The 22,846-nt window shown below is 75.5% G+C and carries 16 protein-coding genes; 11 read left to right on the top strand and 5 right to left on the bottom strand.

Features of this window, described 5'->3' with window-relative positions; translation table 11 throughout:
- Positions 1 to 102: 102 nt before the first annotated feature.
- From ACFVHV_RS03090 to ACFVHV_RS03075, 4 genes are all read right to left on the bottom strand, one after another.
- Complete coding sequence (locus ACFVHV_RS03090; RefSeq protein ID WP_380348463.1) at positions 103 to 1,257, bottom strand: PP2C family protein-serine/threonine phosphatase; 1,155 nt, start codon at positions 1,255 to 1,257, stop codon at positions 103 to 105.
- A 217-nt stretch (positions 1,258 to 1,474) separates the two neighbouring features.
- A complete protein-coding gene (locus ACFVHV_RS03085) occupies positions 1,475 to 1,897 on the bottom strand; it encodes a MarR family transcriptional regulator (protein ID WP_359904334.1) in 423 nt (140 codons plus the stop codon).
- An 87-nt stretch (positions 1,898 to 1,984) separates the two neighbouring features.
- Complete coding sequence (locus ACFVHV_RS03080; RefSeq protein WP_380348430.1) at positions 1,985 to 3,304, bottom strand: M48 family metalloprotease; 1,320 nt, start codon at positions 3,302 to 3,304, stop codon at positions 1,985 to 1,987.
- 149 nt (positions 3,305 to 3,453) lie between these two features.
- A complete protein-coding gene (locus ACFVHV_RS03075) occupies positions 3,454 to 4,236 on the bottom strand; it encodes a universal stress protein (RefSeq protein ID WP_359904328.1) in 783 nt (260 codons plus the stop codon).
- Between the two features lie 340 nt (positions 4,237 to 4,576).
- Here ACFVHV_RS03075 and ACFVHV_RS03070 point away from each other — a divergent pair, with 340 nt between their 5' ends.
- From ACFVHV_RS03070 to ACFVHV_RS03035, 8 genes are all read left to right on the top strand, one after another.
- Positions 4,577 to 5,806 (top strand): CapA family protein, encoded by a 1,230-nt coding sequence (locus tag ACFVHV_RS03070; RefSeq protein WP_380348428.1) that lies wholly within the window; start codon positions 4,577 to 4,579, stop codon positions 5,804 to 5,806.
- The gene (locus tag ACFVHV_RS03065; RefSeq protein WP_359904322.1) at positions 5,700 to 6,341 is read left to right on the top strand and encodes a GNAT family N-acetyltransferase; all 642 of its coding nucleotides are present in this window, start codon (positions 5,700 to 5,702) and stop codon (positions 6,339 to 6,341) included. The genes ACFVHV_RS03070 and ACFVHV_RS03065 overlap by 107 nt, the downstream gene beginning before the upstream one ends.
- A gap of 288 nt (positions 6,342 to 6,629) precedes the next feature.
- Positions 6,630 to 7,412 carry a 2,3-dihydro-2,3-dihydroxybenzoate dehydrogenase gene (locus ACFVHV_RS03060; RefSeq protein WP_380348426.1) on the top strand — a complete coding sequence of 261 codons (783 nt, stop codon included), beginning with the start codon at positions 6,630 to 6,632 and terminating at the stop codon, positions 7,410 to 7,412.
- Between the two features lie 157 nt (positions 7,413 to 7,569).
- Positions 7,570 to 8,781 carry an isochorismate synthase DhbC gene (gene dhbC / locus ACFVHV_RS03055; protein WP_380348461.1) on the top strand — a complete coding sequence of 404 codons (1,212 nt, stop codon included), beginning with the start codon at positions 7,570 to 7,572 and terminating at the stop codon, positions 8,779 to 8,781.
- A complete protein-coding gene (locus ACFVHV_RS03050) occupies positions 8,778 to 10,457 on the top strand; it encodes a (2,3-dihydroxybenzoyl)adenylate synthase (protein WP_380348424.1) in 1,680 nt (559 codons plus the stop codon). Before dhbC ends, ACFVHV_RS03050 begins: the two co-directional genes overlap by 4 nt.
- A 70-nt stretch (positions 10,458 to 10,527) precedes the next feature.
- Positions 10,528 to 11,262: an isochorismatase family protein gene (locus ACFVHV_RS03045; RefSeq protein WP_359904316.1), complete on the top strand. Its 735-nt coding sequence runs from the start codon at positions 10,528 to 10,530 to the stop codon at positions 11,260 to 11,262.
- Positions 11,259 to 11,492, top strand: coding sequence for a phosphopantetheine-binding protein (locus ACFVHV_RS03040; protein ID WP_380348422.1), 234 nt, complete (start codon positions 11,259 to 11,261; stop codon positions 11,490 to 11,492). The genes ACFVHV_RS03045 and ACFVHV_RS03040 overlap by 4 nt, the downstream gene beginning before the upstream one ends.
- Before the next feature lie 14 nt (positions 11,493 to 11,506).
- Complete coding sequence (locus ACFVHV_RS03035) at positions 11,507 to 12,358, top strand: AMP-binding protein (protein WP_380348460.1); 852 nt, start codon at positions 11,507 to 11,509, stop codon at positions 12,356 to 12,358.
- Positions 12,359 to 12,485: 127 nt separating this feature from the next.
- Here the strand turns inward: ACFVHV_RS03035 and ACFVHV_RS03030 are convergent, their stop codons facing one another.
- Positions 12,486 to 13,733 carry a M20 family metallopeptidase gene (locus ACFVHV_RS03030; RefSeq protein WP_380348420.1) on the bottom strand — a complete coding sequence of 416 codons (1,248 nt, stop codon included), beginning with the start codon at positions 13,731 to 13,733 and terminating at the stop codon, positions 12,486 to 12,488.
- Between the two features lie 119 nt (positions 13,734 to 13,852).
- Between ACFVHV_RS03030 and ACFVHV_RS03025 the strand changes: the two genes are divergently transcribed.
- Genes ACFVHV_RS03025 through ACFVHV_RS03015 form a run of 3 tightly spaced genes read left to right on the top strand, consistent with a single transcriptional unit; the run spans position 13,853 to position 22,832 of the window.
- On the top strand, positions 13,853 to 21,250 hold the full coding sequence (locus ACFVHV_RS03025; RefSeq protein WP_380348418.1) for an amino acid adenylation domain-containing protein: 7,398 nt from the start codon (positions 13,853 to 13,855) through the stop codon (positions 21,248 to 21,250).
- Positions 21,247 to 21,432 carry an MbtH family protein gene (locus ACFVHV_RS03020; protein ID WP_380348416.1) on the top strand — a complete coding sequence of 62 codons (186 nt, stop codon included), beginning with the start codon at positions 21,247 to 21,249 and terminating at the stop codon, positions 21,430 to 21,432. The genes ACFVHV_RS03025 and ACFVHV_RS03020 overlap by 4 nt, the downstream gene beginning before the upstream one ends.
- Entirely contained in the window at positions 21,429 to 22,832 is a 1,404-nt protein-coding gene (locus ACFVHV_RS03015) for a DHA2 family efflux MFS transporter permease subunit (RefSeq protein WP_380348414.1), read from the top strand. Before ACFVHV_RS03020 ends, ACFVHV_RS03015 begins: the two co-directional genes overlap by 4 nt.
- Positions 22,833 to 22,846 lie beyond the last annotated feature (14 nt).

Here is a 22,846-nt window from a genome sequence, read left to right as displayed (position 1 = left end):
TTTCAGGGAACAGCTTTCAGATGACGGATAACAGATGACAGATTTCGAAATCTGTCATCTGTTATCCGTCATCCATTGCTTGTCGTTGCCGGTCGCCCACCCTCACGGCAGCCGCTCGACCACCACCATGGCCGCGTCGTCGTCCAGCCTGCCGCCGACGTGCGCGAGCAGATCGCGGCGCAGGCTCTGCAGCAGGGCGGTGGGGCGCTCGGAGCGCCAGGCGGTGACGCGTTCGGTGAGCGGGTAGAAACGCCGCTGGGCGTCGCGGGCCTCGATCACGCCGTCGGTGTAGATGAGCAGCCGGTCGCCGGGCCGGAACGGGAAGGTCTCCGCCTCGTACCGCGCCGGCGCGAGTTCGCCGAGGCCCAGCGGCGGGGAGGGATGGTGCGCGGCGAGGGTGGTGATGCCGCCGGAGCGCAGCAGCAGTGGGGGCGGGTGGCCGCAGTCGATCAGGCGGACCGGGGAACCGTCGTCGGGGATGTCGAGCAGGACGGCGGTGATGAAGGATTCTCCGGCTTCGCCGCTCTCCTCGGGGGGCTCCTCGGGCGAGGGGAGGGGCAGGGCGGACAACGCTTGCAGGCCCTGCCGCTCGCGTCGCTCACGCCGGTCGCGGCGGTCCCGTCGGGACTGTTCGGCGAGCTGGGCGAGGTCCCAGCTGACGCTGCCGTCCAGGTAGGCCGCCAGGTCGGGCAGTTCGGCGTGCAGGTGGGCGGCGGCGCGGAAGGCGCCGAGCAGCAGGGCCGCGTCGCCGAGCGAGGACAGTCCCTTGCCGCGGACGTCGCCGACCAGCAGCCGGGTGCCGGTGGCGGTGCGGGCGGCCGCGTACAGGTCGCCGCCGACCTGCGCCTCGGCCTCGGCGGCCAGGTAGACCGAGGCCAGGTGCAGCGGTCCGATCCGTTCCGGCAGCGGGCGCAGCAGCACCCGCTGGGCGGCCTCGGACACCGAGCGCACCCGGGCCAGCTCGCGCTCGTGCCGCTCGCGTAGCACCCGCAGGCCGACGATCAGCACCGAGACGATCAGCTGCGCGCTCAGCTGGGTCTCGATGTTCGCGCTGGTCAGGCTGTCGCGGACGGCGCCGATGACGGTCAGCGCGGCGAACGCGAGCGCGGCGACCGCGGCGGTGGCCCGGGGTCCGGCGAAGGAGGCGGTGAGGGCGGGGGCGACGATCAGCAGCGGGCCGAGGTGGATGTCCGGCGGGGAGAGGATGTCGACCACGGCGATCAGCACGATCAGCGCGAGGGTCAGCGCCGTCAGCACCCGGCGGTCGGGCAGCCAGGCGCGGCGGCGGTCGGGGGGATGCGTCGCGTTCGAGCGGTGCGGCGCATCGGGACGCTGCCGGAGGGGCACTCCTCCTCTGTACACCGTGGAGGCGGAGGGGCGCACCCGGAAGGGCTCGACCGGCCCCTTCGACCGGCTCTCCGTTAGGCCCCTTCGACCGGCCCCTCCGGCCGGTGTTCCGGGTGGCTCCCCCAGGTCAGCCCTCCTGGCCGTACCGGGCCAGGTAGTCGGCGAAGCGGGCGACGTCCTCGTCGGACCAGTCGGTGAAGCGCGCGGTGAAGGAGAGCCTGCGCTGCTCGTTGGCGTCCCGCAGCAGGGTGAGGCCGGCCTCGGTGGCGCGCAGGATCTGGCCGCGCTGGTCGTCCGGATCGGTCTCGCGGGCCAGCAGGCCGAGCTTCTCCAGGGCGGTGACCTGGCGGCTGACGGTGGACTTGTCGAGCATGAAGTGCGCGGCCACGTCGGCGGCCCGGCAGCCGCCGCGCTCGGTGATCAGGTCGAGGATGCTGTACGTGACCAGGGAGAGGTCGGGGTGCAGCTGGGAGGCCTTGTGCCGGGCGCGGCGGGCGAAGGCGGTCAGCTCGCGCTGGATGGTCTCGATGGACGACTGGCGGCCGGGCACGGCGTTCCTATCTCCTCGATATTTGTTGCACTATACAACGGATTTGCCCGGGGTCGCACGCTGCTCCGGTGCTCGCCGCTCCGGCGCTCATCGCCCTGCTGCCCGCCGCCCCGGCGCTCGCTGCTCCGGTGCGGCCCGCCATGCGCGGGCGGCGGCGATCCGCCTGGTCGCACTCGGGTGAGTGGCGAACAGTAGCTCAAGCACCCTCGGCGGGTCGACATCCGAGACGTTCGCCACGGCCAGTCTGCGCTGCATGGCCACGAACTGCTCGACATCCCCGGTCAGTTCGAGCGCGTGCCGGTCCGCCCTGGCCTCGATCCGGCGGCTCACCGCGCACTGCGGCGGCCCCGACAGCGTGCCCAGCAGCGCCGCGAGCGCCGCCAGCAGCGGCAGCGCCCGGGGGTCCGCCGCGTCCGTCGCCCCGGCGGCGTCCAGCAGCGGCGGCCAGGCGGCGAGCAGGCCGAGGACGGCCACCGCGACGGCCGCGCCGACCGCGCCCAGCGCGGTGCCGACCGGCACGTCCCGGTGCTTGACGTGGCCCAGCTCGTGCGCGACCACCAGCTCCACCTCGCGCGGCTCCGCGGTGGTCAGCAGCGTGTCGTACGCGACGATCCGGCGGGTCGCCCCGAACCCGGAGACGTACGCGTTGAGCGCGGTGGTGCGACGGGAGGCGTCCGCGACCAGGACGTCCCGCACCCGGACGTCGTCCCGTTCGGCCAGCGCGAGCAGCGCGGTGCGCAGCTCCCCGGGGGGCATCGGGGAGAAGCGGTTGAACACCGGCTCGATCAGCAGCGGATGGAGGAAGGAGAGCGCGGCCGTCAGCAGCGCCGCCGCGCCCGCCGCCGGCAGCCACCAGTGCTGCGGCGACCAGGCGGTCAATGCGAACAGGCCCAGTGCGAGCGGGAGGACGAGGACGAGGGTGAGCGCGAGGCCGCGTACGGCGTCCAGCGCCCAGCCGGCCCAGCCCTGGGTCACCAGCCCGTACCGGGCCCGGACGGTCCGCGCCCCGGCGCCGAACGGCAGTTGCAGCGCCTGGCCGAGCACCACCAGGGCCGCCGCGCCGGCCAGTACCCCGGCCGTCCGGGAGCCGCCGAACCAGCCGCCGACGGCGGTCACCAGGGCGGCACCGGCCGGGGTGAGGCCGAGCAGCAGGGTCAGCGCCAGGCCCGCCAGCCGTCCGCCCAGTGCCCACGGCAGCTGGGCTCGGCGCAGCGCGCGGCCCCGGGCGCGCTCGTCGGGGGTGAAGTCCGGCGCGGGGGCTTCGCCGGGCGGGGTGCATTCGGAGGTCGCGGGCTCGGCCGTCACGGTCTCGGAGGCCATGGTCTCGGAGGCCACGGCCTCGGGGATCGCGGTCTCGGGGTTCGGGGGTTCGGCGGCCGGGGGTTCGGGGGCCGGGGTGGTGTCCATGGCGGGGTGCGGCTCTTCCGGTCGGGTCGCGGGAGGGGCGGTACGGCGGTTCGGTGATTGTCCAGCGGTGGTCCAGCGGTGATTCAGCATGGCGTACCCGACGGGGCGATGCGCATGCCGCGGCCCGGCGGTCGCCCGCGGGCGGCGGTTCACTCCTCGGTGGGCCCGGTGGCGCCGTGGACGCCGGAGCGCAGCAGTTGGTGGCCGAGGTCCACCAGGGCGCGGCCGACCGCGAACTCGTCGCCGACGGCGGGGGCCGGGGCGTCGCGCGGGTTGCGGCGGGAGCGGGCGTCACTGTGCAGCACGTCGCCGTCGGCGTTCAGCACGGCGTGCACCCGGGTGGTGTCCTCGTCCTCGACCACGTGCAGGCTGAGCTGCCAGTCCTTGGTGCGCACGGCACCGGGGGCCGATTGCTCGACGCCCTCGCCGCCGGCCGCGACCGGCGGCGGGGCGGCCACCGTCCCGTCGGCACGGACGATCACCACGGGGCAGGCGCCGTGCACGGCGCAGCGGGTGGACACCGAGCCGAGCAGCGTCCGGGCGAAGGTGCCCCGGCCCCGGCTGCCCAGCACCAGCAGGTCGGCCCCCGCCGCCGCCTCCAGCAGCACCTCGGCGGCGTGGCCGAGCACCAGGCTCTCCCGGACCTCCACCGAGCGGTCCGGGCCGAGGATCTCGTTGATCTCGGCGCTCAGCGTGCGGCGGGCGGTCCGCTCGAAGCCGTCGTCCACCATCGGCGCGAACCACCCGTACAGCGAGGGGTACTCCCAGGCCGCCACCGCGTGCACCGCCGCGCCGGTCAGCACGGCCTGGCCGACCGCCCAGCGCAGGGCCGCCTTCGACGGCCCGGAGCCGTCGATCCCGACCACGATCCGGTGCTCCCGGGTGAGGGACGGGGGACTGCCGCCCACGGCGGAGATCTGATTGCTGCCCATCACGCCACACCTCCCGGCCTTCGGCGCGGGATTCGCTCCCTGCACACCACGCTGCGCGCCCCGCCCGCCTCCGCGCCAGGGACACGGTGGCCGGGTCGGCCGGGGCCATTGGGACGGTCGGGCCAGGGGGCGTCCGGCGACCGGCCGGCGATGCCGGGCCCCCGATGCCGGGCCCCTGATGCGCGGTCGGCGATGTCCGCCGGTCGATGTCCGACCGTCGATGCGCAGCCCGGCCCGGGGGTGTCCTTTGTGGCTGGAATGTTGCGGGCTCGGGTCCGGGTGGTGGTGATTCGGTGGCGTAGGCTGACCGCTCTTGCATCATCCTCGGGGGGATCCACTCATGCGCCGTGTCGCGGCCGCCGTCGCGCTGCTCGTCGGAATAACCGCCGTCGCCGCCTGCGGGCCGGACGACCCCGAACCGGTCCCGGCCTCCGCCGCCCCCGTCCCACCGTCCTCGGCGCCGGACGGTTCGCCCTCCGGCACGGCCCCGGGCAAGAGCGCCCCGCCCCGGCCCGACGGCACCATCACCGTCGCCTTCGCCGGGGACGTCCACTTCGAGGGCCGCACCGAGGCCCGGCTGGCCGTCCAGCCGCCCGAGCCCGCGCTCGGCCCGATCTCCCGCACCCTCGCCGACGCCGACCTGTCCGTCCTCAACCTGGAGACCGCGATCACCGGGCGCGGCGCCCCGGAGCCGAAGACGTACACCTTCCGCACCTCGCCCAAGGCGCTGTCGGTGCTCAAGGACTCGGGCGTCGACGTCGTCTCGATGGCCAACAACCACGCCGTGGACTTCGGCGCCGACGGCCTCACCGACACCCTCGCCGCCAAGGACTCCTCGCCGATCCCGGTGGTCGGCTTCGGACGCAACGCCAAGGAGGCGTACGCCCCGTACGTCACCACCGTGCGCGGGGTGAAGGTCGCGGTGGTCGCCGCCAGCCAGGTCGAGGACCTCACCAACCAGAAGTGGCGGGCCGGCGCCAACAAGCCGGGCATCGCCTCGGCTCTGGACGTGCCGGCGCTGGTCAAGGCGGTGGAGACGGCCAAGCAGCAGGCTCCGGTGGTGCTCGTCTACCTGCACTGGGGCGACGAGGGCAAGGCCTGTCCGACCGGTCCGCAGACCACCATCGCCAAGAAGCTCGCCGGCGCGGGCGCCACGGCCGTGGTCGGCACCCACGCGCACACCATGGTCGGCTCGGGCATGCTCGGCAACACCTACATCGGCTACGGCTTCGGCAACTTCCTCTGGTACGGCACCTCCAACTACCCCAACTCCAACGAGACCGGTGTCACCACCCTCACCCTCACCGCCGACGGCAAGGTGACCGGCGAGGCCTTCACCCCGGCCACCATCGACGACAAGGGCATCCCGGAGCCGGTCAGCGGCGCCACCGCCGAGGCCGCCCTCAAGCGCCGCGACGGCCTGCGCGGCTGCACCGGCCTCTCCCCGGCCCCGGCCGGCCCCGGTGCGGCACCGACGACCCCCACATCTCCGGCCACGACCCCCACCGCTCCGGCGAAGGCCCCTTCGGGTCCCGCGAAGGCGGCCACCACCCCCGCCGCCCCGCGTTAGCCCGCGCTGGTCGGGCACGCACGAGGAACTGACGACCGAACGGCTCTCCCTGCTGCGCCCCGCGGAGGGCGACATCGACGCCGTCCTCGCCGTCCACCGGGACCCGGCCACCTGCGTCCACAACCCCTCGGACGCCCTCGCGACCCGCACCGAGGCCGAAGAGCTGTGCGGCCGCTGGAACGCGGTCCGGGAGCGCCACGGCTTCGGCTACTGGACGGTCCGCGAGCACGACTCCCCGGCCGTACTGGGCTTCTGCGGCATCAAGCCGATGACCTTGGCGGGTCTGCCGATCCTCAACCTCTTCTACCGCCTCGCTCCCGCCGCCTGGGGTCGCGGCGTGGCGACCGAGGCCGCCACCACCGTCGCCGCCTGGGCGTCCGCCCACGCCCCGGACCTCCCCCTGATCGCCCGTGTCCGCCCGGAGAACCTCGCCTCCCGGCGCGTCGCCCTGCGCGCCGGCCTGCGCCGCGCGGAACACCTCGACGGTGAGGGCTGTGACGGCTTCGACCTGATCTTCGCGAGCCGCCTGCCGTAGGGACCCGCCGGACACTGCGACCACGTCCACCAGCACCACAGGCACGACCAGCGCCACTGCCGCCGACGCCGAGGCCGAGACCGTAGGACATCGAGGCCGCAGACGCAGAGGCCGCCCGCCCCCAACCCGGGGACGGGCGGCTTTCTCGTGTTCGGGGGCGCGTTCGCGGTGGGGGAGGCCGCCGCGGTACCAGCGGGAGCGAGTTGACGTTCGCACAGGCTCTCGATGCAGGCGAACAGCTGTGTTAGGTTAGGCTTGCCTAATCTTGCTGGTCGGAGGGGATGTCCTGTGCAGCAGAAGTCCGAATTCGCCGGTGCCGTGGCGATGGTCACCGGGGCCGGGCAGGGCATCGGCGCGGCCGTGGTGCGGGCGCTGGTGGCCGAGGGAGCCGTCGTCGCGGCGGTGGACCGCAACCGCGGCGGGCTCGACGCCCTGGTGGCCGAGCTGCCGACGGTGCGTCCGTACGTGCTCGACGTGTCCGCCGCCCAGGCGGTCGATGACGCCGTGGAGTTGATCGAACGCCAACTCGGGCCGATCGGCACGCTGGTGAACGTCGCGGGAATCCTGCGCACCGCACCGGTCGTCGAAATCTCCGACGGGGACTGGGCGGACACCTTCGCGGTCAACACCACCGGCGTCTTCCACACCGGCCGTGCCGTCGGCCGTCGGATGGCGGACCGCGGGCGCGGGGCGATCGTGACCGTCGGGTCCAACGCCGCCGGGGTGCCGCGGGCCGGGATGGCCGCCTACGCGGCGTCAAAGGCGGCGGCCACCATGTTCACCCGCTGCCTGGGGCTGGAACTCGCCCGGTCCGGGGTGCGGTGCAACGTGGTGTCGCCCGGCTCGACCGACACCGAGATGCAGCGCGCCCTGTGGGGCGAGGACGCCGAGGCGGCCGAACGCCGGGTGATCGAGGGCGACTTGAGCGCCTGGCGGGTCGGCATCCCGCTCGGGCGGATCGCCGCACCCGCCGACGTCGCGGAGGCGGTGGTGTTCCTGGCCTCCGACCGGGCGCGGCACATCACCATGCACGACCTGTACGTCGACGGCGGCGCGACCCTGCGCGCCTGAGCGGGGCAGGGCGGTGCCGATCGGCGCCCCGTCCGTCCCTCCTCCTTGCCCGCCCTCCCTCTCCTCCCCGCCCTCCTGTTCCTCCTCGTCCCCCGTAGAACCGTCCCAGACTGGAGAGACCGCCGTGACCACGGTGCACCACGCCCCTGCCGGGCCGATACCCGCCGGGCCCGACGCCCCGGCGACCGTCCTCGCCGAGGGCCCGGACCACGCCGTCATCGGCGCGGCCAGCGGACTGCTCGGCCAGTACCGGGCCGGCTCCGACGAGGCGTTCTTCGCCTCGCCGACCCGCACCCTGCTCGGCTCCGGCGTGCACGCCCGGGTGCCCCAGGACGGGCGGCCGCTGCCGGTGCGGGTCGCCGAGACGCTGGCCGAGGCGGGCCGGGACGGGGTCGAACGGCCGCTGGTGGTCGGCGCGGTGGCGTTCGACCGGGACAGCCGGGTCGAACTCGCCGTGCCCTCCCGGGTCCGTACCGCCGGGGCGCTGCGCGACGACCCACTGATCGCGCTGCCCGCGCCGGCGGCCGAGCGGATCGACTGGCGGATCGCCCCGGTGCCCGCGCCGGAGGCGTACGGCGCCGGCGTCGCGGCGGCCGTCGAGCGGCTGCGCGGCGGGGAGTTGAGCAAGGTGGTACTGGCCCGGACGCTGGAGCTGAGCGCCGCCGAGCCGCTCGACCTGCCCGCCATCCTGCAGCGGCTGGCCCGGCGCGACCCGGGTGGCTACACCTTCGCCGTCCCGTCGGGCGGCGGCCGCACCCTGATCGGCGCCAGCCCCGAACTCCTGCTCTCCCGGCGGGGAACGGCCGTGCTGGCCAACCCGCTGGCCGGCTCGGTCCCGCGCAGCGAGGATCTCGGCGAGGACGTCAGGCGCGCCGCCGCGCTGCTGGAGTCGCCCAAGGACCTGCACGAGCACGCCGTCGTGGTGGACGCCATCCGCGAGGCGCTGGCGCCGTACTGCCGCACCCTCGAAGTTCCCGAACGGCCCACCCTGGTACGGACGGCCGCGATGTGGCACCTGGCCACCACGATCCGCGGCGAGCTGGCCGACCCCGCGGTCTCCGCCCTGGAACTGGCCTGCGCACTGCACCCCACCCCGGCGGTCTGCGGCACGCCGACCGACGTCGCACGCCGGGTCATCGGCGAGGTCGAGCCCTTCGACCGCGGCCTCTACACCGGCATGGTCGGCTGGGAGGACGCGACCGGCGACGGCGAGTGGGTGGTCACCATCCGCTGCGCCGAGGCGCAGGAGCGGACGCTGCGGGTGTACGCCGGCGCGGGCGTGGTCGAGCAGTCCCGGCCGGAGGCCGAACTCGCCGAGACCAGCGCCAAGTTCCGCACCTTCCTGGACGCCGCGGGGGTGGCCCGGTGACGCCGCTGGAGACCGCCCGGGCGGGCTTCACCCCGTACCCCGCCGAGTTCGCCGAGCGCTACCGGGACGCCGGGTACTGGCGCGGCGAGACCTTCGGGCGGATGCTGCGCGAACGCGCCGCCGCGCACGGCGAGCGCATCGCCGTCGTCGACCCGGGCGGTCACTCGGTGGCGGCCGCCGAGCGGCGCTGGACGTACGCCGAACTCGACCTCCGGGCCGACCGGATGGCCGCCGGGCTGCTCGCCCGAGGCATCCGGGCCGGGGACCGGGTGGTGGTCCAACTGCCCAACGCCGCCGAGTTCTTCGAGGTCGTCTTCGCGCTGTTCCGGATCGGCGCGCTGCCGGTCTTCGCGCTGCCCGCCCACCGGTACGCCGAGATCGGGTACTTCTGCTCCTTCACCGGGGCGGTCGCCTATGTGGTGCCGGCCGTCGAAGGCGGTCACGACTACCGCGAACTCGCCACCCGGGTACGGGCGGAGAACCCCGCGCTTCGGCTGGTGCTGGTGGCCGGCGAGGACCCGGGCGAGCACGCCCGGCTCGCGGACGTGCCCTGCGACGGTCCCGGACCGGAGGCCTTCGGCGGGGAGCCCGGGCCCGGGGACGTCGCCTTCCTCCAGCTCTCCGGCGGCAGCACCGGCGTGCCGAAGCTGATCCCGCGCACCCACGACGACTACATCTACTCGCTGCGCGGCTCGGTCGAGCTCTGCGGGCAGGACCGGGACAGCGTGTACCTGTGCGTGCTGCCCGCCGCACACAACTTCCCGCTCAGCTCGCCGGGTTCGCTCGGCACGCTGTACGCCGGCGGCCGGGTGGTGCTCTGCCCGCAGCCCGCCCCGGAGACGGCCTTCCCGCTGATCGAGCGCGAGGGCGTGACCATCACCGGGCTGGTGCCGCCGCTCGCACTGCTCTGGCTGGACGCCGCCGAGCGCGGCGCCCGCGGGTACGAGAGCCTGGAGGTACTGCTGGTCGGCGGCGCCAAGTTCAGCGAGGAGGCCGCCCGGAGGGTGCGGCCGGTGCTGGGCTGCACGCTCCAGCAGGTGTTCGGGATGGCCGAGGGACTGGTCAACTACACCCGGCTGGACGACCCGGAGGAGCTGATCACCACCACCCAGGGCCGGCCGATCTCGCCGGACGACGAGGTCCGGGTGGTGGACGACCAGGACCGGGACCTGCCCGACGGCGCCACCGGCCACCTGCTCACCCGCGGGCCGTACACCATCCGCGGCTACTGGAACGCGCCCGAGCACAACGCCGCCTCCTTCACCGCGGACGGGTTCTACCGCACCGGGGACCTGGTCCGGCGCACCCCGACCGGCCACCTGGTGGTCGAGGGCCGGGCCAAGGACCAGATCAACCGGGGCGGCGAGAAGGTCGCCGCCGAGGAGATCGAGAACCACCTGCTCGCGCACCCCGCGGTGCACGACGCGGCGGTGGTGTCGATGCCCGACCCGTACCTGGGCGAGCGCACCTGCGCCTACGTGGTGCTGCGTGCCTCGCACCGTGAGAACCCACCCAAGAGCGTCGAGTTGAAGAGGTTCGTGCGGCAGCGCGGGCTCGCCGAGTACAAGGTGCCGGACCGGGTCGAGTTCGTCGCCGCCTTCCCGGCCACCGGGATCGGGAAGGTCAGCAAGAAGGACCTGCGCGCCGCGATCGCGGCTTCGCCGACCAGCCGCTGAGCGCCCGCGGATCGGCCGCCGACCGCCCGTTGACCCCCCACACCGCCACGTCTAGCTAAGGAACACCACCGTGGGCCTGCCCCGCATTCCCCGCTATCCCATGCCCGCCGCCGAGGAGCTGCCCGCCAACCGGGTCTCCTGGACGGTGGACCCGGCGCGCGCCGTGCTGCTGGTGCACGACCTGCAGAACCACTTCCTGGACGCCTTCGACGCCGAGGCCGCGCCGGTGCCCGAACTCCTGCACAACGTCTCGGCGTTGGCAGGTGCGGCGCGCGCCGCCGGTGTCCCCGTCGTGTACTCGGCGCAGCTCGGCGGGCAGAGCCCGGCCGAGCGCGGGCTGCAGCAGGACTTCTGGGGCCCGGGCATCCCGGACGACCCGCGGGCCACCGCGATCGCCGAGGCCGTGGCCCCGGAGCCGGTGGACACGGTGCTCACCAAGTGGAAGTACAGCGCCTTCGTGCGCACCGAGCTGGAGCAGCTGCTGCGCGAGCAGGGGCGGGACCAGCTGGTGATCACCGGCGTGTACGCGCACATCGGCGTGCAGGCCACCGCGTGCGACGCCTGGATGCGGGACGTGCAGGCCTTCGTGGTGGCCGACGCGGTCGCCGACTTCGGCCCGGCGGAGCACCGCGACGCGCTGGCCTGGGTGGCCGGGCGCTGCGGGACAGTCACCACGGCGACGGCCGTGCTAGGGGCGCTGGCTCCGGCCGCCCCGGGCGTTTCGGATGTCCAGGGTGTCGCGGGCGTCGCTGGTGTCACTGGTGTCGCGGTTGTTGCGGAACTCGAAGGGGTGAGCGGGAAGTGACGGGCGTGGGCTTCACGGTGGAGCGGATCCGGGCCGAGGTCGCCGATCTGCTCGGCGAGGACCCGGCGGAGATCCCGCTGGACGAGAACCTGGTCGACTGGGGGCTGGACTCCATCCGGCTGATGACTCTGGCCGGGCGCTGGCAGGAGGCGGGCGCCGAGGTGGCGTTCGTCCAGCTCGCGGAGCGGCCGGCGATCGAGGCCTGGGCCGAGCTGCTGGGCGCGGCGTGATGGTGCCGGAGGTGATGGCGCCGGACATGGCGGCGGCGGGCGTGACGGCGGCGGAGGTGACGGCGGCGGGGGTGCGCGAGGCGGTCCGCGGCGCGGCCCCGGGTGCGGTCCGCGAGGCGGTGCTGTCGGCGGCGCCCGAGCTGCCCGCACTGCCCCGCCGTACGGTGCGGTACCCGGCGACCACCGCGGTGGGTCCGGTCGAGGCGCAGGCGGCCCGGACGCCGGACGCGCCGGCGCTGGTGCTCGCGGACGGGGAGACCGTCAGCTACCGGGAGTTGAACGTCGCGGCCAACCGGTTGGCGCGCGCCCTCGCCGCTCGCGGGGCCCGCCCGGGCGCGGTGGTCGGTCTGGCGGGCGTCCGGCGTCCGGCGGAACTGCTGACGGCGCTGCTGGCGGTGGCGAAGTCGGGCGCGGCGTACCTCCCGCTGGACCCGGCGGACACGCCCGGGCGGCGGGAGCGGCTGCTGGCGGAGAACGCGCCGGTCTGCGTGCTGGGGGAGGGGATGCCGGGGGCGTTGGCCGGGCTGGAGACGGACGGCGAGCTGCCGACCGACCCGCCCAGGGCGCTGACCCCGCACCACCTGCTCTGCGTCGGGTACGGACCGGGCGGGCGCCCGACCGCCGTGCGGCTCACCCATGCCGAGGCGGACCGCCGGGTGCGCGAGCTCCAGGCCGAGCACCCGCTCGGGCCGGGCGACCGGGTGCTCCACCTGGGCCTGCCGCTCTGGGAGTACCTGTGGCCGCTGCGGACGGGTGCCGCCGTGGTGCTCGCCGACCCGTGGCAGGAGGGCGAGATCGGGGAGCTGGTGCGGAAGCTGGGCGTGACGGCGGTGCGGGTGGCGCCGGGGGTGCTGCTCGGCGGGTGAGGGCGGGCGGCCGGGCGCTACGGGGTGCGGACGCGGACGGACTTCGGGTGACAACTTTCAGCGAACAGAGTTCAGGTGACAGATTTCATCATCTGTTCGCTGAAAGTTGTCGGTCGCCCCCCGTCGGTCAGCGCACCCCACCCGCCGCGGCCTCGGCCGCCGGACGCGCTGCCTGGTCCACCGCCAGGTCCCCTGTCTGGTCCACCGCCTGGTCCACCGCCAGGTCCGTCGCCAGGTCCACCGCCGTCCACGCCATCGCCACCGCGCCCTCCAGCACCGCCCGCTCCGCCTCCACGCCCAGCGCCGCCTCGGCGAAGGCCGCCTCGTGCGGGGCGCAGGCGCCGCCGGTGATGTCCAGCACCGGATGGATGGACGGCACCGCGTGCGACACGTTCCCCATGTCCGTACAGGCGAAGGGTCCGCTCTCGACCGGTTCCGGCCGGCCGAGCGCCGCCGCGTTGGCCCGCCACAGGGCCAGCAGCCGGGCGTCGGAGCGCATGTCCAGGTAGTCCGGCTCGGGTCGGGTCAGTTCCACCTCGCAGCCGGTGGCGAGCGCCCCGGCGCGGAAGCAGTCCTCGACCCGGGAGCGCAGCTCGGCGAGGTCCTCCGCCGCCGAGGCCCGGATCTCGTACTCGGCGCTCGCGCTGTCCGGGATCAGGTTCGGCGCCGTCCCGGCCGCCGTGGTGATGCCGTGCACCCGCCACTGCGGCGGGAGTTGCTGGCGCAGCAGCCCGATCGCGACCTGGGCGACGGTGAGCGCGTCGGCGGCGTTGCGCCCCCGGTGGGGGTCGAGGCTCGGGTGGGCGGCCCGCCCGGTGTAGCGGACGGACAGCGTGCCGAGCGCGAAGGAGCGGAAGTCGGCGATCTCGACGGGGCAGGGGTGGACCATCATCGCGGCGTCCACCCCGTCGAACGCCCCGGCCTCCAGCAGCAGCGCCTTGCCGGCCCCGCGCTCCTCGGCCGGAGCGCCGATCACCCGGACGGTGAGCCCGAGCCGGTCCGCGTGCGGGGCGAGCCCGAGCGCGGCGCCGATCCCGGCGGCGGCGATCAGGTTGTGCCCGCAGGCGTGGCCGAGTTCGGGCAGCGCGTCGTACTCGCAGACCAGCGCGACGGTGACCGGTCCGCTGCCGAGGCGCGCGTCGAACGCGGTGGCCAGGCCGTGGGCGGGTGCGGTGACCGAGTAGCCGTGTGCGCGCAGCAGTTCGGCGCACCAGTCGGCCGCGAGGTGCTCCTCGAAGGCGGTCTCGGGGTGGGCGTGGATGCGGCGGCTGAGTGCGAGCAGCTCGGCCCGGTGGGCGTGGACGCGGTCGCGCACGGCCTGCTTGTCCTGCTTGGCCTCGGCGGGGGGAGTGGTCGGCGGCTCGGTCAGGGGCATGGGTGGCGTCTCCGGGTTGTCAGGGGCCCGTCCGTGCGGGGCCGTTGACCAGATCATATGAAGTTAGATTAGGCTAACCTAAGTAAGGCGTTCCGGATCCCCGAGGAGCTCTCCACCCCATGCCTGCCGTCGAAACCCAGATCGCCGACAGCCAGACCGCCGACGTCCCCCTGCTCGCCGCCCAGGCCGCGATCTGGTACGCCCAGGCCCTCGACCCCGCGAGCCCGGTCTACAACACCGGCGACGCGGTCGAGATCACCGGCCCGCTCGACGAGGACCGGTTCGAACAGGCGCTGCGGCAGGCGGTGGACGAGGCCCAGGCGCTGAGCGCCGTCGTCGTCACCGGCCCGGACGGCACGCCGCGCCAGCGGCTGCGCCCCGGCCGCCGCTGGCCGCTGCACCGCCTCGACCTGCGGGCCGCCGCCGACCCGGCCGCCGAGGCCGAGGCCTGGATGCGCGCCGACCTCGCCCGCCCGGCCGACCTCGCCGAGGGCCCGCTGTTCACCCACGCGCTGATCCGCCTCGCCGAGGACCGCCGGATCTGGTACCGCCGCATCCACCACCTCGCCGTCGACGCCTACGCGTTGACCCTCCTCGGCGAGCGGATCGCCGCCCTCTACGCCGCCCGCGTCACCGGAGCCGAACCCGCCCCGAACCCCTTCGCCGGACTCGCCGAGGCCGCCGCCGAGGAGGCCGCGTACCGCGGGAGCGCGCAGTACGAGGCCGACCGCGCCCACTGGTCCGCCCGGATGGCCGGCGCCGGCACCCCGGCCGCCCTCCCGGGAAGCCCCGAACCCGCCGGCGCCGACACCCCGGCCGCCCTCCCGGGAAGCCCCGAACCCGCCGGCGCCGACACCCCGGCCGCCCTCCCGGGAAGCCCCGAACCCGCCGTCGCCGGCACCCCGGCCGCCCTCCCGGGAACCCCCGAACCCGCCGCCGCCGACCGGGACGCCGCGCCCGGCGAGGCGGTCCGCCTCACCGCCGACCTGCCCGCCGGCACCCGCGACCGCCTGGAGCGCGCCGCCGACGCCGTCCGCGCCACCTGGGCCGAACTGCTCCTCGCCGCCGCCGCCGGATACCTCCACCGCCTGACCGGCGCCCAGGACGTGGTCCTCGGCCTGCCGCTCGCCAACCGGCGCGGTCCGGCCGCCCTGCGCACCCCCGTGGCCGCCGCCAACGTGCTCCCGCTGCGCCTTGCCGTGCGCCCCGCCGACAGCGCCGAGGCGCTGCTGCGCGCCGTGGTCCGCGAGCTGCGCGCCGTCCGCCGCCACCAGCGCTACCCCCTGGAGGAACTGCGCCGCGACCTCGGCCGCACCGGCGACCGCCGCGCCCTGTTCGGCCCGATGGTCAACATCAAGGCCTTCGAGAGCGACCTCGACCTGGCCGGCCTGCCCGGCACCGTCCGCAACCTCGCCGCCGGCCCGGTGGACGACCTCGCCCTGAACGTCTCGCCCGGCCCGGACGGCGCGCTACGCCTGGTCATCGACGCCGACCCGGCCCGCTACGGGCCCGCCTCGCTCGCCGCCCACCGCGACGGCCTGCTGCGCTACCTCGACGCCCTCACCGAGCTGCTGCTCACCGACCCGCGGACGCCGATCGCCCGGATCGACCTGCTCGACCCGGACGGCCTGCGCCGCGCCACCGAGGGCCGCACCGAGCCCCCGGCCGAGCGGACCGTGCCCGAGCTGTTCGCCGCCCGGGCCGCCCGCACCCCGGACGCCGTCGCCGTCCGCTCCGGTTCGAGCGCGCTGACCTACCGGCAGCTCGACGCCGCCGCCGACCGGCTCGCCCACCGCCTGACCGCCCTGGGCGTCCGGGCCGGAGCGCCGGTCGCGATCGCCCTGCCGCGCGGCACCGACACCCTGGTCGCGATGCTCGCCGTCCTCAAGGCGGGCGGAGCCTGCGTCTCGCTCGACCTCGCCCACCCCGCGCAGCGCCTGGCCGCCGTCCTGGCCGACGCCCGCCCGGTCTGCGCGGTCGCCACCGCCGAGGCCCTCGCCGGGCTCGACCTGCCCGCCGGCCTGCCCACCGTCCGCCCGGAAGCGGCCGACGCCGGGCCCAGCGGTGAGCCCGGGTTCGACCGCGAGCCCGTGCCTGCCCTGCCCGCCCCGCGACTCGACCAGCCCGCCTACGTCCTGCACACCTCGGGCTCCACCGGCCGCCCCAAGGGCGTGGTGGTCACCCACGCCTCGCTGGCCAACCTGCACGCCGGCCTCGGCGAGGACCACATCGCCCCCGCCGTACGCCGCACCGGCCGGGAGCGGCTGCGCGTCGCCCACAGCGCCTCCTTCGCCTTCGACGCCTCCTGGGACCCGGTGCTCTGGATGGTCCACGGCCACGAGCTCCACCTGCTGGACGACGCCACCTACCGCGACCCGGCCGCGCTCGCCGCGCACCTCGACCGGGAGCGCATCGACTACCTCGACCTCACCCCCTCCTACCTCGAAGTCCTGCTCGCCGAAGGCATCCTGGACGAGGGGCGGCACCGCCCGTCCGTCCTCGTGGTCGGCGGCGAGGCCACCCCGCCCGCTCTCTGGCAGCGCCTCACCGCCGTCCCCGGCCTGCACCCGGTCGACCTCTACGGCCCGACCGAGACCACCGTCGACGCCTACGCCTGGACCCCGGGCCCGGACGGCGCCCCGCGCGGCCGGGTGGTGCGCGGCTCGCGCGCCTACGTCCTGGACGGCTCGCTGCGCCCCGCCCCCGACGGCGTCACCGGCGAGCTGTACGTGGCCGGGGCCTGCCTGGCCCGCGGCTACCTCGGCCGCCCGGACCTCACCGCCGAACGCTTCCTCGCCGACCCGTTCGGCCCGCCCGGCGGCCGGATGTACCGCACCGGCGACCTCGCCCGGCGCCGCACCGACGGAACCCTGGAGTTCCTCGGCCGGGCCGACGACCAGGTGAAGATCCGTGGCTTCCGGATCGAACCCGGCGAGATCGCCGCCGTCCTCGCCGCACTGCCCGGCGTCACCCAGGCCGTGGTGATCGCCCGGCCCGGACCGCAGGGCAGGCGGCTGCTCGGCTACGCCGTTCCGGAGAGCGGCAGCAGGCCCGACCCGGACGGGCTGCGCGCCGCGCTCGCCGCCCGGCTGCCCGCGCACATGGTCCCGGCGGCCGTCCTGCTGCTGGACGAACTGCCGCGCACCGCCCACGACAAGCTCGACCACCGCGCCCTGCCCGAGCCGGCCGTCACCACCGAGGGCACGGCGGCGGCCACGCCCCAGGAGGAACTGGTCTGCGGCCTGTTCGCCGAGGTCCTCGGTCTGCCGCAGGCGCCCGGCCGGGACGCCTCCTTCTTCGACCTCGGCGGCCACTCGCTGCTCGCCGGCCGCCTGGCCGCCCGGCTGCGCGACACCTTCGCCGCCCCGGTCGGGTTCGCCGACGTGTTCCGGCAGTCGACCCCGGCCGGCCTCGCGGCCCTGCTCGGCGGGGCGGCCGGCCCGGCCGCGGAGCCCGAGCAGCGGCGTTCCGTCCCGGTGCCCGTGCCGCGCACCGAGCGGATGCCGCTCTCGCCCGCCCAGCGCGGCCTCTGGTTCCTGCACCGACTCGAAGGCCCCAGCCCGACCTACAACATCCCGCTGGCGCTCACCCTCACCGGCCCGCTCGACCGGCACGCCCTCACCCTCGCCCTCGGCGACCTCGTCGCCCGGCACGAAGTCCTGCGCACCGTCTACGGGGAGGAGGCGGACGGCAGCCCGTACCAGCGCATCCTGCCCGCCGCTGGCATCGAACTGCACGACGGCACCGGCGACTTGGCCGAGGCCGTCCGGTACGCCTTCGACCTGACCGCCGAACCCCCGCTGCGCGCCACACTGTTCACCGGGCCCGCCGCGGCCGGCGGATCCACCCCGCCCACCGGCGGTGCGGACCGGCACACCCTGCTCCTGCTGCTCCACCACATCGCGGGCGACGGCGCCTCCACCACCCCGCTGCTCCGCGACCTCGCCGCCGCCTACACCGCCAGGATCGCCGGACTGGACCCCGAACTGCCGCGGCTCACCGTCCAGTACGCCGACCACGCGGCCTGGCAGCGGGAGCGGATCGGCACCACCGAGGCGCCCAGCGCGCTCGCCGTCCGGCAGGCGGAGCACTGGCGTGCCGCGCTCGCCGGACTGCCCGACCAGCTGGAGCTGCCCCTCGACCGCCCCCGCCCGGCCGTGGCGGGCCACCGGGGCGCCACCGTTCCCTTCGCGCTCGGCGCCGAGGCGCACGGCGCCCTGGCCGGGCTCGCCCGGGCCGCCGGCAGCACCGTCTTCATGGCCGTCCAGGCCGGTCTCGCCGCCCTGCTCACCCGGCACGGCGCCGGCACGGACGTCCCGGTCGGCACCCCGGTGGCCGGCCGCGAGGACGAGCGGACCGCCGCACTGGTCGGCTACTTCGTCAACTCGCTGGTGCTGCGCACCGACACGTCCGGCAACCCCACCTTCCGGGAGCTGCTCGCCCGGGTCCGCGCCACCGTGCTCGCCGCGCACGAGAACGCCGAACTGCCCTTCGACCGGCTGGTCGAGGAGCTCAACCCGGCCCGCTCGCTCGCCCGCCACCCGCTGTTCCAGGTGATGCTCGCCTGGCAGAGCCGCCCGGACGAGCGGACCGCCCTGGGCGGCGGCCTCACCGCCGACATCGCCGCGATCCCCAGCGGTACGGCCAAGTTCGACCTCACCCTCAACGCCGGCGAACTGCCAGGCGGCGGCATCGGCGGCTTCCTGGAGTACCGCACCGACCTCTTCGACGCCGCCACCGCGGCCGCGCTCACGGAGCGCCTGACCAGGCTGCTCACCGCTGCCGCGAGCGCCCCCGACACCCCGATCGGCCGGCTGCCGCTGATCGGCGAGGAGGAGCGGCTGCGCGCCCTGGTCGAGTGGAACGGCCCGTCGGTGGAGACGGCTTCGGACGCCACCCTGCCCGAACTGTTCGAGGCGGCCGCCGCCGCCAACCCGCGCGCCGTCGCGGTCGGTTACCAGGGCGAGCAGCTCGACTACACCGAACTCGGGGCCCGCGCCGACCGGCTGGCCCGGCTGCTGGCCGCCGAGGGCATCGGCCCCGGCACCATCGTCGCGCTCGCCCTGCCGCGCTCGCTCGAACTGGTCGTCGCCCTGCTGGCGGTGGCCAAGTCCGGCGCCGCGTACCTGCCGCTCGACCCCGACTACCCGGCCGACCGGCTCGCCTACATGATGGCCGACGCCACCCCCGCCGCCCTGCTCACCGACCGGGCCACCGCGCCCCGGCTGCCCGCCCACGAGGTGCGCCAACTCCTGGTCGACGGACCGGAGTCCGAGCGCCACCCGGCCGTCCCGCTGGCCCAGCACGAGCGCACCCGCCCGCTGCGGGCCGAGGACACCGCCTACGTCATCTACACCTCCGGCTCCACCGGCCGGCCCAAGGGCGTGCCCGTCACCCACCGCAACGTGGTCCGGCTGTTCGGCGCCACCGACCACTGGTTCGGCTTCGGAGCCGAGGACGTGTGGACGCTGTTCCACTCCTACGCCTTCGACTTCTCGGTCTGGGAGCTGTGGGGCGCCCTGCTGCACGGCGGCCGGCTGGTCGTCGTCCCGCACCTGGTCAGCCGGGACCCGGCGGCCTTCCTGGAACTGCTCGCCCGCGAACGGGTCACCGTGCTCAACCAGACGCCGTCCGCCTTCTACCAGCTCAGTGCCGCCGACCGGGACCGTCCCGGCAGCGAACTCGCCCTGCGCTACGTGGTGTTCGGCGGCGAGGCGCTCGAACTCGCCCGACTGGACGACTGGTACGACCGGCACGCCGAGGACGCCCCCGTGCTGGTCAACATGTACGGCATCACCGAGACCACCGTGCACGTCTCGTACATCGCCCTCGACCGGGCGAGCGCCGCCGCCGGGAGCAGCAGCACCATCGGCGTCAACATCCCCGACCTCCGGGTCTACGTCCTCGACCAGCACCTCCAGCCCGTCCCGCCCGGCGTCACGGGTGAGATGTACGTGGCCGGGGCGGGCCTGGCCCGCGGCTACCTCGGCCGCCCCGAGCTGACCGCGACCCGCTTCGTCGCCGACCCGTACGCCGAGCTGTTCGGCGAGCGCGGCACCAGGATGTACCGCTCCGGGGACCTCGCCCGGCGCCGCGCCGACGGCGTGCTGGAGTACTTCGGCCGCGCCGACCAGCAGGTCAAGCTGCGCGGCTTCCGGATCGAACTCGGCGAGATCGAGGCCGTGCTGGCCGCGCACCCGGCCGTCGCCGACGCCGCCGTGGTGGTCCGGGAGGACGTCCCGGGGGACAAGCGGCTGGTCGGCTACGCGGTGGCCGACGGCGCCGCCCCGGACGAGCTGCGCGCCCACGCCGCCGCCGAACTGCCCGTCCACATGGTGCCCTCCGCCGTCGTCCTGCTCGACCGCCTCCCGCTGACCGCCAACGGCAAGCTCGACCGCCGCGCCCTGCCCGCCCCCGAGGCCCCCGCCGCGGGCGCCGGCCGCCCGCCGCGCACCCCGCGCGAGCAGCAGCTGTGCGAACTGTTCGCCGAGGTGCTGGGCGTGGCCTCGGTCGGCGTCGAGGACGACTTCTTCGCGCTCGGCGGGCACTCGCTGCTGGTCGTGCGCCTCGCCGGGCGGATCCGCGAGGTGCTCGGACTGGAGGTCGGCATCGGCGCCCTGTTCCAGGCGCCCACCGTGGCCGCCCTGGACGCCGCCCTCGCGGCGGGCGCACCGGACACCGACGCCCTGGACGTGCTGCTCCCGCTGCGGCCCGTCGCCCCCGGCCGGCAGCGCCCGCTGTTCGCCGTCCACCCGGCCGGCGGCCTCAGCTGGTGCTACACCGGACTGATCCGCAACCTGCCCGGCGAGGTGCCGATCTACGGCCTCCAGGCCCAGGGCGTCGGCGCCGCCACTGCCGGACTCCCGCTGCCCGCGACGCTGGAGGAGCTGGCCGCGCACTACGCCGACCGGCTGCGCGAGGTCCAGCCCGAGGGCCCGTACCGGCTGCTCGGCTGGTCCACCGGCGGGATCATCGCGCACGCGGTGGCCGTCCGCCTCCAGGAACTCGGCCAGGACGTGGAACTGCTCGCGATCCTGGACGCCTACCCCGCCGAGGGCTTCCGCGAGCTGCCCGTCCCGGACCAGGCCGAGGCGCTGGAGGCGCTGCTCACCATGGGCGGCTTCGGGCCGGAGGACCTCGACGGACGTCCGCTCGAACTCGGCCCCGTCACCGAGCTGTTGCGCCGCGAGGGCAGCCCGCTCGCCGGGCTCGACGAGGCCACCGTGGCCGCGCTGAACGAGATCTACCTCAACACCAACCACCTGGTGCGCGGCTACGACCACCGCCGCTTCGACGGCGACGTGCTGTTCTTCCGCGCCACCGTCGACACCATCGACGACACCCTGGTGCCCGAGCTCTGGGAGCCGTACGTGTCCGGCCGGATCGCCAACACGAACGTGGCCTGCTCCCACAAGGACATGACCCTGCCCGCCCCGATCGCGCACATCGCGAGCGTGATCGCCGACCACCTCGCCGACCTCCCGAAGAAGACCGACGATGGAGAAGACCACCGATGAGTGACGCCCCCGCCAACCCCTTCGACGCCGACGGCGAGTTCCTCGCGCTCGTCAACCCCGAGGGACAGCACTCCCTGTGGCCCGCCTTCGCCGCCGTCCCGGCCGGCTGGAGCATCGCCCACGGTCCGTGCGAGCGCCCGGCCGTCCTGGAGTGGATCACCGCGAACTGGACCACCCTGTGACCCCACCCGCCACCCCCGGCGCCGAGGCCCCGGCGCGCCCCCTGCTCGCGGGGCGCGCCGCCGTGGTGGTCGCCTACACGGCCGCGATGTGCATGAACGGCCTGGACTCGACGATCGTCAACCCGGCGCTGTTCAGCATCGCCGAGGACTTCGGCCGGCCCGTCTCGGCGGCCAACGCCGTGGAGACCGCCTTCCTGGTCGGCCTCGCCCTCGGCCTGCCGGTGGCCGGCTGGCTCGGCGACCGGTACGGCGTCAAGCGGGTCTTCCTCGGCGCGCTCGCCGCCTTCACGCTCGCCTCCGCGCTCTGCGCGGCGGCACCCGGCCTGGGCGCGCTGTCGGCGGCCCGGGCCGTCCAGGGCGTGGCCGGCGGGCTGCTCACCCCGGTCGGGATGACGCTGCTGTTCCGGGCCTTCGCCCCGCACGAGCGGGCGGGCCTGGGCCGCATCCTGATCGTCCCGACCGCGCTGATGCCCGCCCTCGGGCCGCCGCTCGGCGGCTTCCTCACCGAACACCTCTCCTGGCACTGGCTGTTCCTGGTCAACGTGCCGATCGGGGTCGCCGCCGTGCTCCTCGGGCTGGTCGGCCTGCGCGACGAACAGGAGCCCCCGGCCGGCCGCTTCGACACCACCGGCTTCCTGCTCGCCACGCCCGGCCTCGGCCTGCTGACCTACGCCCTCGGCTTCGGCCCGGCGCACGGCTGGACCTCCCCGGGCGTGGCCCTCGGCGGACTGCTCGGCCTGGCCCTGCTGGGGGCGGCCGTACGGCACCAACTCCGGGCCCCCGAACCTCTGGTGGACCTGCGGCTGCTCGCCGACCGCACCTTCGGCGCGGCGAGCTGGCTCGCCCTGCTGACCTCGGCCGGGCTGATGGGCGCGCTGTTCGTGCTGCCGCTGCTCTACCAGGCGGCGCGCGGCGCCACCGCCCTGGACGCCGGGCTGAGCGTCTTCCCGGAGGCGATCGGCCTGATGGCCGCCTCCCAGGTGGTCGACCGCCTGCTGCCCCGGCTCGGTCCGCGCCGGCTCGCCCTGCCGGGCCTGCTGCTGGCGGCGGTCGTCCTCGCCTCCCTCGGTTTCGCCGAGAACCCGTGGGCCGTACGGGTGTTGATGTTCTGCGTCGGCCTGATCCTGGGCACCGCCGTCCTCACCGTCCAGATCGCCGGCTTCGCCGACGTCCCGCCGCCCGCCATGGGCCGCGCGATGGGCCTGTTCACCATCCTGCGCACCCTCGGCGGGGCGCTGGGCATCGCGGCCACCGCCGCGCTGATCGGTGCGCTCGGCGACGGCACGGGTGTCGGGCCGTACCGCCTCGCCCTCCTGCTGACAGCCGCCCTGGTCGCCGCCGGCGCGTTGCTGGCCGCCCGCCTCCCCGCCGAGGCCCCGGGCCCGCCCCCGGAGGAATGACGCCGGTGCGGTCC

Origin of the sequence: Kitasatospora sp. NPDC127116, from assembly GCF_042677365.1 — a bacterium.
In the GTDB taxonomy this organism is placed as follows: Bacteria; Actinomycetota; Actinomycetes; order Streptomycetales; family Streptomycetaceae; genus Kitasatospora; species Kitasatospora lactacystinica.
The sequence above is the reverse complement of the archived record's forward strand: the minus strand, read 5'-3'. Positions and strand labels throughout refer to the sequence as shown.